The organism is Kribbella speibonae (assembly GCF_004331375.1).
In the GTDB taxonomy this organism is placed as follows: Bacteria; Actinomycetota; Actinomycetes; order Propionibacteriales; family Kribbellaceae; genus Kribbella; species Kribbella sindirgiensis.
The window spans coordinates 82,045-96,609 of sequence record NZ_SJKC01000010.1 but is presented as its reverse complement, the minus strand read 5'-3'; the positions used below and the strand labels follow the sequence as shown (position 1 = coordinate 96,609).

14 protein-coding genes are annotated in these 14,565 nt (G+C 67.4%); 5 read left to right on the top strand and 9 right to left on the bottom strand.

Features of this window, described 5'->3' with window-relative positions; translation table 11 throughout:
- Nucleotides 1-80 precede the first annotated feature (80 nt).
- The 5 genes from E0H92_RS42970 to E0H92_RS42950 are packed head-to-tail and all read right to left on the bottom strand — an operon-like array spanning nt 81 to nt 6,299.
- Entirely contained in the window at nt 81-1,307 is a 1,227-nt protein-coding gene (locus tag E0H92_RS42970; protein ID WP_131500364.1) for a metal-dependent hydrolase family protein, read from the bottom strand.
- Nucleotides 1,304-2,110, bottom strand: a complete 807-nt coding sequence (locus E0H92_RS42965) for an ABC transporter ATP-binding protein (protein ID WP_131500363.1) — start codon at nt 2,108-2,110, stop codon at nt 1,304-1,306. Before E0H92_RS42965 ends, E0H92_RS42970 begins: the two co-directional genes overlap by 4 nt.
- The gene (locus tag E0H92_RS42960) at nt 2,103-3,746 is read right to left on the bottom strand and encodes a dipeptide/oligopeptide/nickel ABC transporter permease/ATP-binding protein (RefSeq protein WP_131500362.1); all 1,644 of its coding nucleotides are present in this window, start codon (nt 3,744-3,746) and stop codon (nt 2,103-2,105) included. The genes E0H92_RS42965 and E0H92_RS42960 overlap by 8 nt, the downstream gene beginning before the upstream one ends.
- On the bottom strand, nt 3,733-4,740 hold the full coding sequence (locus tag E0H92_RS42955) for an ABC transporter permease (RefSeq protein ID WP_131500361.1): 1,008 nt from the start codon (nt 4,738-4,740) through the stop codon (nt 3,733-3,735). The genes E0H92_RS42960 and E0H92_RS42955 overlap by 14 nt, the downstream gene beginning before the upstream one ends.
- 11 nt (nt 4,741-4,751) lie before the next feature.
- Nucleotides 4,752-6,299, bottom strand: coding sequence for an ABC transporter substrate-binding protein (locus E0H92_RS42950; RefSeq protein WP_131500360.1), 1,548 nt, complete (start codon nt 6,297-6,299; stop codon nt 4,752-4,754).
- A gap of 280 nt (nt 6,300-6,579) precedes the next feature.
- On the opposite strand from E0H92_RS42950, the gene E0H92_RS42945 reads away from it, so the two are divergent.
- Together E0H92_RS42945 and E0H92_RS42940 are read left to right on the top strand one after the other, a co-directional pair.
- Nucleotides 6,580-7,590, top strand: a complete 1,011-nt coding sequence (locus tag E0H92_RS42945) for an Lrp/AsnC family transcriptional regulator (protein WP_165550290.1) — start codon at nt 6,580-6,582, stop codon at nt 7,588-7,590.
- 122 nt (nt 7,591-7,712) lie between these two features.
- A complete protein-coding gene (locus tag E0H92_RS42940; RefSeq protein ID WP_131500358.1) occupies nt 7,713-8,966 on the top strand; it encodes an amidohydrolase in 1,254 nt (417 codons plus the stop codon).
- A 25-nt stretch (nt 8,967-8,991) separates the two neighbouring features.
- Here E0H92_RS42940 and E0H92_RS42935 read toward each other — a convergent pair whose 3' ends face one another.
- Both E0H92_RS42935 and E0H92_RS42930 read right to left on the bottom strand, forming a co-directional pair.
- A complete protein-coding gene (locus tag E0H92_RS42935) occupies nt 8,992-9,417 on the bottom strand; it encodes a tautomerase family protein (protein WP_131500357.1) in 426 nt (141 codons plus the stop codon).
- A 27-nt stretch (nt 9,418-9,444) separates the two neighbouring features.
- Nucleotides 9,445-10,134: an SDR family oxidoreductase gene (locus E0H92_RS42930; RefSeq protein WP_238173843.1), complete on the bottom strand. Its 690-nt coding sequence runs from the start codon at nt 10,132-10,134 to the stop codon at nt 9,445-9,447.
- 104 nt (nt 10,135-10,238) lie between these two features.
- Between E0H92_RS42930 and E0H92_RS42925 the strand changes: the two genes are divergently transcribed.
- The gene (locus E0H92_RS42925) at nt 10,239-10,715 is read left to right on the top strand and encodes a winged helix-turn-helix transcriptional regulator (RefSeq protein ID WP_131500494.1); all 477 of its coding nucleotides are present in this window, start codon (nt 10,239-10,241) and stop codon (nt 10,713-10,715) included.
- Between the two features lie 27 nt (nt 10,716-10,742).
- On the opposite strand, the gene E0H92_RS42920 is transcribed toward E0H92_RS42925, so the two are convergent.
- Together E0H92_RS42920 and E0H92_RS42915 are read right to left on the bottom strand one after the other, a co-directional pair.
- On the bottom strand, nt 10,743-11,519 hold the full coding sequence (locus tag E0H92_RS42920) for an N-acyl homoserine lactonase family protein (RefSeq protein ID WP_131500355.1): 777 nt from the start codon (nt 11,517-11,519) through the stop codon (nt 10,743-10,745).
- Complete coding sequence (locus E0H92_RS42915) at nt 11,516-12,817, bottom strand: MFS transporter (RefSeq protein WP_131500354.1); 1,302 nt, start codon at nt 12,815-12,817, stop codon at nt 11,516-11,518. The genes E0H92_RS42920 and E0H92_RS42915 overlap by 4 nt, the downstream gene beginning before the upstream one ends.
- Nucleotides 12,818-13,003: 186 nt before the next feature.
- Between E0H92_RS42915 and E0H92_RS42910 the strand changes: the two genes are divergently transcribed.
- Together E0H92_RS42910 and E0H92_RS42905 are read left to right on the top strand one after the other, a co-directional pair.
- Nucleotides 13,004-13,837 (top strand): shikimate dehydrogenase, encoded by an 834-nt coding sequence (locus E0H92_RS42910; RefSeq protein WP_131500353.1) that lies wholly within the window; start codon nt 13,004-13,006, stop codon nt 13,835-13,837.
- A gap of 51 nt (nt 13,838-13,888) precedes the next feature.
- On the top strand, nt 13,889-14,533 hold the full coding sequence (locus E0H92_RS42905) for a TetR/AcrR family transcriptional regulator (RefSeq protein WP_238173842.1): 645 nt from the start codon (nt 13,889-13,891) through the stop codon (nt 14,531-14,533).
- Nucleotides 14,534-14,565 lie beyond the last annotated feature (32 nt).

Below are 14,565 nucleotides of genomic sequence, written 5' to 3'. Positions count from 1 at the left end.
GTCGGGATCACACGAGGTCGAACAGCGTTGTGGCCGGATCGTAAGCGCCTGCCGGGATGCCCGACCGTGAATTCGGTCCGCTAGGCGAACCGCTCGGTCAGGTCCTTGACCACCGTGCCGCCGGTGACGACGAGCTGGATGCGGGCCGGATCGCCGAGCGCCTTGATCTCCTGGAGCGGATCGGCGTCCGTCGCGATCAGATCGGCCAGCAGGCCGGGTTTCAGCGTGCCGACCTGACCGGCGATCCCGAGGAGCTCCGCGCCGGTCCGCGTTCCGGCCACGATCGCCGCCATCGGTGACATGCCGAGCTGCACCAAGTGGTCGAGTTCCCGCAGGTTCTCGCCGTGCGGGCAGACGCCGGCGTCGGTCCCGAGCGCGATCCGTGCCCCGCGCGCGATCGCGTTCCCGATGTTCTCCTTCGTGATCTCCGACCACTTCACCTTCTTGGCGTAGTGGTACGGCTGCATGGCGTCCTTGTCGATCGCGAACACCGTCGACAGCGTCGGCACCAGGAACGTCCCACGCTCGCCGAGCAGATCGAGCCCTTCGTCGTCGATGCCGTAGCCGTGCTCGACGCTTCTGACTCCGCCCCGGAGCGCGGTCAGAATCCCCTTGCGCCCCTGCGCGTGCGCGGCGACCGGCCTGCCGCCGTGCCGGTCGAGCTCGTCGACGATCGCGCGGACCTCGTCGAGCCGCAGCCCTTCGTCATCGGGCTGGTCGTGCCGGCTGCCCATCCCGCCGGTGGTGCAGATCTTCACCAGGTCGGCGCCGTCGCGCAGCACCCGCCGGGTCGCCTTCCGGACCTCGTCGACCGTGTCGGCCAGCTCCATCATCCCGGGCAGCGTGTGCACCACATGTCCGCCGTGCAGATGCATGTCGCCGTGCCCGGCCGTATGACTGATCGGGCGTACGGCGAGTTGCAGCCGAGGTCCCGGGATCAGCCCCCGGTCGATCGCCTCCCTGAATCCGAGAGTCAGACCGCCCAGATCACGTGCCGTCGTCACGCCGGCCTCGAGCGTGGCCCGGATCCGTGCCGCCGACTCCAGCACCACCAGCGCCGGATCGTTCTGGACGACATGGAACGGACCGTCCGTCAGGCTGAATCCGAGGTGCACGTGACAGTCGATGAAGCCGGGCAGCAACGTCTTTCCGCGCAGATCCCGAACGTCGGTCCCGGCCACGACGGGTGGCGCCTCGGCGGCCGTGCCGACGAAGCCGATGCGGCCGTCCGGGGTGATGTCGAGAACCCCGCCGCGGATCGGCGCCGCTCCGGTGCCGTCGATGATGTCGGCGTTGACGAGCCTCATGCCACCTCCCGCCGACTGGGTTCGATATCGAACCCCGGAGCGCCGGGCACGGCGTTCAGAAGCGCTCGCGTGTACTCGTGGCGCGGTGCGGCGTAGACCTGAGCGGCGGTACCTTGCTCCACGACGTCGCCGCGGTACAGCACCACGACCTCGTCGCTGATCTGCCGTACGACGGCGAGGTTGTGCGAGATGAACACCATCGTCAGGCCGAGTTCGACGCGCAGCCGGACGATCAGCCGGAGGATCTCCGCCTGCACCGAGACATCGAGCGCCGAGGTGATCTCGTCGGCGATGACGACCTCCGGCCGGACGATGAGTCCGCGGGCGATCGCGACGCGCTGCCGCTGTCCGCCGGAGAGCTCGTGCGGATACCGCTTCACCGTGTCGGCCGGCATCCGGACCGTTTCGAGCCACTGCACGATCTCGTCCTGATGGCGGCCGATGTTCGCCCGCCGTGGGTCCACCGCTTCGGCCAGCGCCGCACCGATCGTGCGCCGAGGATCCAGGGACGAATACGGATCCTGCGGGATCATCTGCACCTTGCGTCGCAGCTCCGTCCGCCGTGCGCCGCGAGCGCCGGTGACATCGGTGCCACCGATCCGCACGCTGCCCGCCGAGGGACGCACCACGCCCACCAGCGCCTTGGCCAGGGTGGACTTGCCCGACCCGGACTCGCCGACCACGGCCACTGTGTTGCCTTTGGCAACGTCGAGGTCGACTCCGTGCAGGACCCGGGTCGTACTGCGGCCCCAGCCGTAGGTCACCTCGAGGTCGCGGACCGCGATCGCCGGTGCGTCAGCCATGCGCGTTCTCCAGAGTGAGTTCGGGGGTGGCTTCGAGCAGGGTCTTGGTGTACGGGTGCTGCGCGGACGCGACGGTGAGACGGCCGGCCTCGATCTCCTCGACCAGCTCGCCCTGGTACATCACGAGCACCCGGTGGCACAGTGCGCGGACCACGCCGATGTCGTGGGAGATGATCATGATCGAGGTGCCGAACTCCGTGTTCACCCGTTTGAGCTCGCGCAGGATCTCGGCCTGCACGGTCACGTCCAGAGCGGTGGTCGGTTCGTCGGCGACGATCAGGCGCGGCTCGGTCGCCAGCGCGGCGGCGATCATCGCTCGCTGCCGCATCCCGCCGGACAGTTCGTGCGGATGCTGCTTCAGTCGTTGCTCCGGCTTCGACAGCCGGACCACGCGGAGTGCTTCGAGGATGCGGCGCTTGGCCTCGGCCCCGCCGAGGCGCCGATGAGTGCGCAGTACTTCGGTGAGCTGTGTCCCCATCCGGAGCGCGGGATTGAACGTCGAGCCGGGGTCCTGGTAGACGAGCCCGACGGTCTGGGCCATCAGGTCCGGCGGGACCGCGCCGAGCAGATCCAGGTCGCCCAGCGTCATCCGGGTGGCGGTGGAGTCGAGGCCGTCAGGCAGCAGCTGTGCCAGCGACAGGGCGGTCAGCGTCTTGCCCGAACCGCTCTCGCCGACGATCCCGAGGATCTCGCCCGGCTTGATCCCGAACGAGATCCCCTTGACCAGCGACTTGCCGTCGCACTCGACGGACAGATCCTGCACATCGACCAGATAGCCGTCGCGCGGGGTGCCCCGACTCGTTCGCTTCGCAGGGCTCGGGACGGCCGTTGCCGTCCGTGGACTGGCAGTCGCAGCGAGGCCGTCGCCGATCAGGATCGCGGCGAGTCCGGTGACGATGATCAGCACCGCGGGTCCGACCAACTGGAAGGGTCGGTCCGCGAGCAAGGACGGCAGTGCCTCGTTGAGCAGCTTTCCCCAGTCGTACGACGGTGACTGCACACCGAGACCCACGAACGAGAGAGCCGAGATGGCCGTCAGCGTGCTCGCGAACGTCGAGGCGGACAGGACGAGCAGTGGTTCGGACATGTTCGGCAACAGATGCCGGAACGCGATCCGGACCGGCGTCACGCCGAGCAGCCTGGCGGTCGAGACGAATTCCTGCTGGGAGACCTTCGCAGCGAGGTTCCCCGTGAGGCGAGCGAAGTACGGGATGCCGGCCAGCCCGATCGCGATCACGGCGGACGCACTGCCCGCGCCGAGGACAGCGGCGACCACGAGAGCAAGCAGGAGACCTGGGAACGCCACCATCGCGTCGATCACCCGCAGGCAGAGCTCGCGTGCGCGTGGCCGCATCAGCCACACGCTGGTGCCGAGGAGAACGCCGAGTACGACCGCGATCGCCGTCGCTGCGGCGGTCATCAGCAGGGTGAGTCGGGTGGCGACCAGGCTGCGAAGCAGGACGTCGTGGCCCGCCGCGTCCGTCCCGAGCCAGTGGCCGCCCGAAGGGGGAGCGAACCGGGCGCCGAGTTCGCCGGCCCGGCCGGCGAACAGGATCGGTGCGAGGATCGCGATCACGGCGATCACGGCGAGCAGGCCCAGGCCGAGAACGAGCCCGAGGTTCCTACGTCGAGACATGCGATCCTCCGAGGGTCCGTTCGTCGATCAGGCCGAGCAGGATGTCGACCAGCAGGTTGATCAGCGCCGCGATCATGCCGATCACGATCACCATCGCCTGGATGACCGGGTAGTCGCGATCCAGGATGGCCTTGATGATGCCGCTGCCCAGACCGGGCAGCGCGAAGACCGACTCGATCACGACCGCACCGCCGATGAGTCCGGTCAGCACCAGTCCGCTGACGGTCAGGGTGCTGGTGAGGAGGTTCGGCAGCGCCCATTTGACGTACCGCTTCCAGGCCGGCAGGCGCCAGCCGCGCGCGGTCCGCAGGTAGTCGTTGCCGAGCACAACGGCCGTCTCCCGCCGGACCACCCGGGAGACAGTGCAGATCGGCCCGATCACGATCGCCGCGACCGGCAGTACGAACGACGCGGATCCGAACCGCGGCGTGTACGCCGGAGGGAACAACGGCAGCAGGCCGATGCCGAGGGCGAACATCACCACCAGGAACGTCGCCATCACGTAACCGGGCACCGAGTCGAGCAAGCCGGTGACGAACCCGAAGCCGGTGTCCAGCCATCGGCGCCGGCCGCCCTGGGTCAGAACACCGATCAGCATCCCCAGCGGGATCGCAACGAGCAGCACGATCGTGATCGCGCTCAGCGCGATCGTCGCGGTGAACGGCAGCCGGTTGTCGATGATCGTCAGCACCGGCTGCCGGTACATGAAGGACGTCCCCAGGTCGCCGGACAAGACGCCGCCGACGTAGTCGCTGAACCGTTGCCCCAGCGGCTGGTCGAGCCCGAGTTGGTGCCGGACGCGCGCGATATCGGCCAGGTCGGCGTCGGCTCCGGCGAGCCCCGCCGCCGGATCGCCCGGAATGAGCTGGACGATCAGGAACGACACCACCAGCAGCGCCACGAAGATCGCCACGAGCCCGAGTAACCGGCGTACGGCGAAAGGCAGCCAGGGCGAGCCGGTGCGGCGTCCGGCAACTGTCTCGGCATGAACCATGACGGCGTCGCCTATCCGTCGATCCGGACCGTGGCCGGGTCGACGTAGTCGTCGAACTGCCGGATGCCGACGCCGCTCGCCGTGATGATCGTCGTCGGCAGCACGGCCAGCGGGATCGCGTCGACGCGTTGGAGGAACGACTTCTGCGCGCCTTGCAGGGCGGCACACTGCGCGGACCTGTCGACCTCACTCATCGCCTTCTGGACGTACCCGTAGCCCACGTCGTTGACGACGCCCATCTTGTTCCGGCCGCCGTCCTCGGTCGCCGGCCCCATCACTCGCAACAGCGAGGACGTCAACGTGCCCAGTTGGTTGTTGTCGCCCTGGACGTTGACGTCCCAGTCCTTGCCGCCGGCGGCTGTCACGGTGGCCCAGTTCGCGTTGTCGAGTGAGCTGACGGTGACGTTCGCGCCGGCCTTGCGGAGCGCCTCGCCGATGTAGTCGTTGCCGCCGCGCAACAACGTCGTACCGACGACGCGGAACTTCAAACCGGCGAGTTTCGCCTTGGCAGCCGCGGCGTTCCCGGCGACGAGGGCCTTCCTGTCGGTGTTGACGCAGGCAACTTTGTCCGATCCGACAGTGGCGATCGTCGTGCCCCGTTTGCCGCTGATGATGTCACTGAAGGCCTGGGCGTCGATCGCCTGGGCGACCGCGGTCCGCAGGTCGGGCCGATCCGCGAACACCGTGCCGGGCCGTTCGTTGAAGAGTAGGTATGTCGTGGTGTTGGCCGACGTCCTACTGGTGAACTTGCTGTTGTCCGCGAACCGTACGACGTTCTGGTCGTTCACCCCGCCGACGTCCAGGCTGCCGGAGAGCAGCTGCGTGGCAATGGTTGCCGGGTCCGTGATCGGCATCAGGTTCAGCTGCTTGGCCGGCTTGCCGGCGAGCGGCTTCGCGAAGGTCGGCCAGGCGTCGTAGTCGTCGCGCAACGTCAATTGGTACGAGACAGCGGCCTGCGATGATGTCAGGGCGTACGGGCCGGAGAACGCGCCCTTCACCGTACCGGCCGCCAGACCCTTCAGATCGGAAAGCCCGGCGGGGCAGACGATCCCGGCCTGCGGGAGCGTGAGCCCGGTCAGGAAGTCCGACCATGGCTTGGACAGCTTGGCTGTCACTGTGCCGGTCTTGTCGTCCGGGGTGAACGTCGCCGTTGCCGAGCCCATGGCCAGCGTGCGGCCGGACGACCCGGTGTCCTTCGCAGCGAATCTCGCCAAAGACGCCGCGACCACCGACGGGGTGATCGCGCTACCGTCCGAGCACTTCAGCCCGTCACGGATCGTGAACCGGTAGTTCGAGGCGTCGATCGCCTTCCATTCCTTGGCGATCCCGCCCGCCAGGGTGTTGCCCTCGTCCTTGCGTACGACGGTGTCGAACAGCAAGCGGCCCACCGTGTAGTCGTCACCGCCCTTGGCCAGTGCGGGATCGAACGTCGCAGGGTCGGTGTTCAGCGACATACTCAGCGTGTCGCGGGATGCAGAGCTCGCCGGTCCGCCACATCCGGCGACCAACAGGCCGGCCGTGGCGAGCAGCGCCAGGGGAACAGCAGATTGACGAAACACGGCTCCTCCAACAGGGCCAGGAGAACAGTGGCGTGGAGCCTAGGACCGACGTCATCGGTTCGAGGTGGTCCGGAACCGAGTGCGCAAGGAATTGCGCCAAACCGGGTCGCGGCTGCACGATCTGGTGCCGCACACCGCGATCGGACCGGTTTCCGGGGCGTTACCGATGCTGCACGGATCGGCAACAGAGCGGGCCGACCGGATCCCGCTTTTCCGCTCAGCGGACCGTGCCGTGCACGATCACTGGAGTCCTGGTGTATCCGGGCGCATGATGCTGCGCATGGTCGACACGCTAGATCTGCAGATCATCCACGCGCTGCAGATCCACCCCCGGGTCTCGTGGGCACAGCTCGGCCGGGTCCTGCGGGTCGACCCGTCCACGATCTCGCGCCGGTGGTCGACCCTGACCAAGGAACGGCAGGTCTGGACGAGCTGCTTCGAAGGCGCCGGCGCCCGGTCGCAGGAGCCGACGGTGTCCGCGCTGGTCGAGATCCGCTGTGCGCCCGGCCGCCGCGGTGACGTGATCGCCGAACTGGCCCGGCAGGGACCGATCTTCAGCGTGCACTGTACGTCCGGGCCTCGCGATCTCTACATCATGATCACGACCCACAGCCTGCTGTCGATGGATCGCTACATCGACGAGCACATCTCGGTGACACCGGGCATCGTCGGAACCCGGACGCACTATCTGCGCACCGTCTTCCTGGAAGGCTCGGGCTGGCGGCTGCAAGCTCTGGGCGACGACCAGGTCAAGGCTCTGCACCGCTTGCGGCCGTCCGACCCGCCGACCGAACGCAAGGCCGCCTATCGCGACATCATCGATGCTCTCGGCACCGACGTACGCCGTACCACGGCCGAGCTGCAACGCGAGCTGGGCCGCTCGTTGTCGGTGGTCTCGCGCGACATCGACGCGCTGCTGGCCGCGAGCTGGGTGCGGTGGCGGGTCGACTTCGCGCATACACTGCTCGGCTTTTCGGCCGGCGCCGTGTTGTGGCTCAACGTCCAGCACCCGGACCTCGAGCGCATCGTGGCGTCGTTCCGGCAGTTGAACCAGGTGCGCTTCTGCGCGTCGGTCACGGGGCAGGCGAACCTGGCGGTGTTTCTCTGGCTGCACAACCTGCAGGAGCTGGACGACATCGAGAGCAAGCTGGGGGCGGTGTTCCCCCGGGTGCTGATCAAGGATCGCTGGATCGTGCCCCGGATCGCGAAGCGCACCGGGTACATCCTCGATCTGGACAGCCGGCGGCTGCGCTACGTCCCGGTCAGCAGCCAGCCGGTGTTCGAGGACTGAGTCCGTGCAGCGATCGGCCCGGATCGTGGTGTTTCGTGCCGACTTCGCTGCATCAGGCCGGGAATCGCCGTACCGGTCCCTAACCTGAGCGGACGTTTTCGCCTTCAGGAAAGAGGTCTGGTGTGGAGTTCGAGCAGCTCCGAGAGTTTCGCCGGGAACTGCACCGCAATCCGGAGCCCGCGTTCGCGGAGATCGGCACCGCGGCCCGGATCGAGCGGGCCATCGCCGGCCTGCCGGTCGCAGTTCTGACCGGTAAGGCGGCACAGGACCTCTCGGGCGTCGTCGACTACCCGCTTCCGGAAACACTGGACCGGTGGGAGGCCGACGCGATCGCGGCGGGCGCGGTACCTGAGCGGGCTCGGTACTTCCGGGAGAACGGGACCGCGCAGGTGGTCGACCTCGAAGGAAGCCGGCCGGGACCGCGCTGGGGACTGAGGGTGGACATCGACGCATTGCCGATGAGCGAGTCGACCGAGCCGGACCACTTCCCGGCCGCTCAGGGGTTTGCCGCGACCAACGGGGCGATGCATGCCTGCGGCCACGATGCTCACGCGACCATCGGCGTGGGTCTTCTGCATCGCCTTGCCGATCACGACTTCGCCGGTTCGCTGCGCGTGTTGTTCCAGCCCGCGGAGGAAGGCGTGCGGGGCGCCCAGACGATGATCGACGCGGGAGTTGCCGACGGCATCGATCGGATGCTGGCCGTCCATATGTCCGGCGGGCTCCCGGTCGGCGCCGTGGTAGGCAGCTTCACCGGCGGGATGGCGACCCGCAAGCTGAAGGTCAACTTCGACGGCCTGGCCTCGCACGCGGCCGGTGCGCCGGAGGCTGGGCGCAATGCGTTGCTCGCGGCCTCGATGTCCGCCTTGGCGATCATGGCCGTGCCCCGCTTCAGCTCCGCGGACACCCGACTGAACGTCGGTACCCTGGTCGCCGGGGACGGCGTGAACATCGTCCCGTCGTCGGCGGTGATCACCTGTGAGGCCCGGGCGACCGACGATGTCGTTGTCGACGAACTGGTCGACCGGATCCGCTCCATCGTGGCCGGCACGGCAGCGGCGCAAGGAGTCGACGCGGAGGTCGCTGTGATGGGGCAGTCCGCAACACTCACACCGGACGACGAACTGATCGACCGCATCGTCGGCGCCGCGACCGCGCAGCCGGGTGTGCTCGACGTGATCCGGACCCAGACCCTGGCCGGCAGCGACGACGCCAACCTCCTGATCCGGCACGTTCAGGCCCGCGGCGGCCAGGGCGCCTACATCATGATCGGCGCCTCGAGTCCAGGCCCCCACCACAGTGCGACCTTCGACATCGCCGAGGACGCCATCGGAGTCGGCATCGACCTTCTCGAATCCGTGATCCGCTCGCGTTGACGCCCTGTGTCATACCGGCCAGCGGTCAATAGCTGGACGTCGCGTTGGTCTTCGCCCAGTGTTGTTCGGCGTCGGAGCCTCCTGGGGGTGGCACGACGCCGTTGATCATCCACAGTTCGTCGCTGGTCTCGTCGACATGGAACTCCCAGTGCAGGCCTGCCTTTCCTTCGAGGTGTGGCTGCAGGATGCGGTCGATCCAGCGGGCGGTTCGGCGGCGGGCCTCCTGATCGGGGTTGTGCCGGGCGATGTGGTCAATCGTGATGCGGACACCGGCTGGGCATGGTTCACCGCCGACGTAGAAGTCCTCGGGCCGCATTTCGTGGAACAGCGTGACCACGTAGAAGCGGGGGAGGCCGACCTGTTGGTAGTGGTCGGCGATGCCGGCGGCAAGTTGGTGCTTGTCGTCGTCAGTGAAGATTCCGGGGGTGTGATGAACCGTCCACAGCGGCATACTCGGTACTCCTTGGATGGCGGGGTGTCAGCGGACGGCTGCGAGGGTCAGCTGCTCAACGGGACCGGACAGGGCTTCCTTGACGCTGGCGCTGACGTCGTCGGCGAGCACCTCCGCCTCACCGGCTTCCAGGCCATCGATGATCCGCGCTGCCACGTCGGCGGGCGTCGACTTGGGCAGGTTGATGGCCGAGACCATGTCGGTGTCGATGAATCCCGCGTGCACGCCGACCACCTGGGTGTGCTGGCCTTCCAGTTCGACCCGGAGGGCGTTCGTGATCGACCAGGCCGCTGCTTTGGATGCGCCGTAGGCGCCGCTGCCTGCCAGCCAGGACAGTACGGAGTGCATGTTCACGAGCGCGCCTCCGCCGTTCGCGGCCAGGATCGGCGCGAACGCTCGCGCCAGCCTGAGCGGCCCGAAGACGTTGACCTCGAATGTCTCGGTGGCTTTCTCGAGGTCGCCGGTCAGCAGTGCGGCCGGGAGCAGCACGCCGGCGTTGTTGAACACGATCTCGGCGTCCGGGGCGAGCTCGGCGAGGGCGGCGACGGATTCCGTAGAGCGGACCTCGAGTTCGGCCGTGACCACCTCCGGGCGATGGTCGGCGTACGTCGTGCGCGCTGTGGAATACACCTTTCGCGCTCCGTGTGCCAACAGTTCGTCCACCAGCGCCGCACCGAGGCCACGCCTGCCGCCGGTCACCACGGCGACTCTGCCCATCACTGCAACCACTGCGTCCTCCATCTGGATAACGGCATCGTTAGTCAGATCGAATCATCAGGCTGCTGACTAACGCAAGCGTTAGTTACACTGCTGAGGTGGCGATGGGTTTCGAGGAGCGGTTGCGCGACCGGGAGACGTGGTCGATCGGTGACGGGTGCTCGGCCGAGCGGGTGCTGGACCTGCTGAACACCAAGACGGTGTTCCTGGTCGTCCGTGAATGCTTCTACGGCACGACGAGGTTCGAAGACTTCGTGACGCGGATCGGGACATCGGCGCCGGCGGTGTCGCGGGCACTCAAGCAATTGAAGTCAGCGCAGATCGTCGCGCACGTTCCCTACCGGGAGCCGGGACAGCGGGCTCGCGACGAGTACCGGCTCACCCAGGCGGGCGAGGATCTGCTGCCGGTGTTCTTGTCGCTGATGCAATGGGGCGACAAGTATCTGCAGGACGGCCGCCCGCCGTTGTCGTTCGTCGAGGCCGACACCGGTCGTGCGACGCAGGTCCGCGTAACTGCCGACCCGGCGCCAGGAATCTCGGCCGACGACATCGCGATCAGACGGAACCACGATCGGCGGTGAGCGTCCCGCGGCCGCGTTGTGCGCCCTCTAGCCGGCGATGACGGCGATGTCTGGTGTCAGGCGGGGGAAGCGGTCGAGGACGAGGGGGTCGTGGCCGGCGACGATGTGGTCGGGGGAGTCGGCCAGTTGCTTGATGCGGTCGAAGGCGCCGTACGTGCCGGTCATGGTGGACAGGATCGGGAACGGGCGATCGTCCTCGATGTTCTCGTAGAAATGGCTGGCGTCGGAGGCCAGGACGAAGGTGCCGACGGCGGTCCGGACGCGTACGACCTGCATTCCCGCGGTGTGACCGCCGACCAGATGGACGCTGAGACCGGGCAGTATCGTCATGTCCCCAGTTGCCAGGAGCAACCGCCCGTCGGTCTCGGCTTCCTGCAGGTGTGCGAGATCCTCGTCTTCGAGTAGCCAGCTCTCCCGGATGACGCGGGCCGGCCAGTGGGAGGTCCAGTACCCGAGCTCGGCGTCCTGTACGACGTACTTCGCGTTCCCGAACTGGTGCGCGGTGCCGGTGTGGTCGTAGTGCAGGTGGGTGAGGATCACGTGATCGACGGCGTCTGGTGTGACGTCAAGGGCCGCCAGGGCGTTCACTGGGGACGTGCGGTAGCGGAGTCCGGCGATGCCGGCGGCGCGGGCCGGCGCGATGCCGGTGTCGATCAGCACGGTGTGCTGGTCCGAGACTGCGAGCCAGACGTAGTACGACGTCGGGTGCGGTTCGGCCGCGCGGGCATCGTACCCGTGGAAGTGTTCGCCGCGAACGGCGTCGCGTTCGGCGTAGCGGATGGCGTACACGCGAAAGTCGCTCACACCGTGACCTCGATCGGCTTGCCGAGGGACTCGGTGCGAACCCGGTAGGTTTCCTTGCCGGTGGCGACTGCTGCGACGTTGACGATGCAGATCAGTGCGATGATCGCCGATACACCGAGCCAGCTCTCCGGTGCGGTGCCGGCGATCGCAGTGGCGACGGTCGGTGCGAAGCCGGCGATGGCGAAGCCGATCTGGGTGCCGATCGCCATCCCGGACAGTCGCACCCGGGTCGGGAACATCTCGCCGTAGAAGGACGGCCAGACCGCGGACGTCGCACTGTGGACGATCCCGAACATGGCGATGCCGAAGCAGAAGATCAGCGCGTACGTGCCAGTCGAGATCGACCAGAGGTAGCCGAACATCAGCACCGCGCATCCGATCGAGCCGCCGATGAAGACCGGCTTGCGCCCGACCCGGTCGGACAGGTTCGCCCACAAGGGGATCGAGATCACTGCGGCGACATTCGCGAGCACGCCGACCCACAGCATCGTCGTTCGCTCCAGTTTCATCGTGTTCACGGCGTACGACAGTGCGTGCACCGTGAAGATCGTGCTGACCGACGCGATCACGGCGGCGGTGGTGACGCGCAGCACCTGTTGCCAGTGCTCCCGGAACAGGACGGCGAGCGGCAGTTTGGCGACCGTGCTCGTGGCGACCTCCTGCTCGAACAGCGGCGTCTCTTCGAGCGACCGTCGAATGATCAGGCCGGCGACGGCGACGATCACGCTGAACCAGAACGGCAACCGCCAGCCCCAACTGAGCAACTGATCTTCTGGTAGCGCCGCGATCGGCAGGAACATCGCGGTCGCGATGATCTGCCCCGCTTGGGTGCCGTTGAGCGTGAAACTCGTGTAGAACGCACGGCGGTGCTCCGGTGCGTGCTCCAGGGTCATCGAGTTGGCGCCTGCCTGCTCGCCGGACACGGAGAAGCCCTGCAGGAGCCGGAGTATGACGAGCAGGACCGGAGCGAGCACACCGACCTGGTCGTAGGTCGGCAGGCAGCCGACGAGGAATGTCGACGTACCCATCATCACCAGTGTCGTGACAAGCACCCGCTTGCGGCCGTAGCGGTCGCCGACGTGGCCGAGGACGAAAGCACCGACCGGGCGGGCGAGATAGCCGACGCCGAAGGTGGCCAGTGCGAGGAGCGTGCCGGTCGCCGGTTCGGAGGACGGAAAGAAGACCTTGCCGAAGACCAGAGCTGCTGCGGTTCCGTAGATGAAGAAGTCGTAGTACTCGAGCGCACTGCCGATCCAGGCGGCGACGGCCGCCTTCCGCGGCTTGCCTTGTGTCGTCACGCTGACTCCCGGGTGGAAAGGGCGGACCCCGTGCCGGGACGTTAACTCACTAGTTCGTACATTACAAGGGTGTTGCCGGATGATGAACGATCCCGGATCTCGGTCGAGCCATGGATAGTTAACGGACTGGTACGTACATTAGGGATGGGTCGCCGCCCGAAGGCCCGGTTGGAGGAGAAGACGCCGATGAAGTCCTATCTGATCGGGTTGATCGGTTCCGGCATCGAGCCTTCACTGAGCCCGGACCTGCACGAGGCCGAGGCAGCGCACCTCGGTCTGCGGTACGTCTACCGGCTGCTGGACACCGACCTGCTCGGCGAGGATCTCGGCGAGCTGCTCCGGACGGTGCGCCGGTACGGGTACGACGGCTTGAACATCACCCACCCGTGTAAACAGGCGGTGATCGAGCACCTGGACGAGCTCTCCGACGATGCCGCGAAGCTCGGCGCGGTCAACACCGTGGTGTTCGCCGACGGCCGGACCATTGGCCACAACACCGACGGGACAGGGTTCGCCACCTCCTTCCGGCAAGGACTGCCCGATGCGCCGATGCATGAGATCGTCCAACTGGGAGCCGGCGGCGCCGGTGCGGCGGTGGCATACGCGTTGCTGACCCTCGGCGCCGGGCGCCTCGCAATCGTGGATCCGGACCCGGCGCGCGCCGCAGAATTGGTGGACCGTCTGGACGACCGCAGGGTGCACCATGCGCTGCCGGTTGAGCTGCCTGAGTTGCTGGCAACCGCCGACGGGCTGGTTAACGCGAGTCCGGTCGGCATGGCGCAGCACCCAGGCCTGCCGCTGCCGCGGGACCTGCTGCGCCCGCAGCTGTGGGTGGCCGACATCGTCTACCGGCCACTCGAGACCGAGCTGCTGAGACATGCGCGAGGGCTGGGCTGCCGGACCTTGGACGGCGGCGGAATGGTCGTCTTGCAAGCCGCTCGCGGCCTGCAGTTGTTCAGCGGCTGTTCGCCGGATACCGACCGGATGCTCGCGCACTTCAAGGAGCTCACCCATGGGTGAGGCGGTGCGGGGTGCACAGTTCACAGGATCGGCCTACCTATGATGAGTGCCATGACTACCACGGAGCGCCGGCGCGACGCCGACCGCACCAAGGCGGAAATCCTTGAAGTAGCGCAGCGGGAGTTCGCGCGAAAGGGTTACGCGGGTGCCCGGGTGGACGAGATCGCCGAGCTGATGCGTAGCACCAAGCGGATGATCTACTACTACTTCAGCAGCAAGGAGCAGCTGTTCATCGCCGTCCTGGAGAAGGCGTACTCGGAGGTCCGGGCAGTCGAGCAGAAGGTGGATGTGACCCACCTGGCCCCGGTCGAGGCGATCCGCACGCTCGCTGAGCTGACCTTCGACCATCACGACGCGCACCGCGACTTCATCAAGCTGGTCTCGATCGAGAACATCCACCAGGCCGAGCACATCAGCAAGTCCCCGCTGCTGGCCAACCTCGGGACGCCGGTCCTCGACCTGATCGAACGCATTCTCGAGGCAGGCAAGGCCGACGGCGACTTCGTGACCGAGGCGGACGCCGTCGACGTCCACATGATGATCAGCTCGTTCTGCTTCTTCCGGGTCGCCAACGCGCACACTTTCGGCGCCCTCTTCGGCCGCGACATGACCGCGCCCAAGGACCGCGCCCGGCTCCGTGCGATGGTCGGCGAGATGGTCGTGGCCTACCTCCGCGGCGCGGGCGCCAAGGCCTGAACCGCGTCAGCCGTCCTTCGTCCACGAGGCGG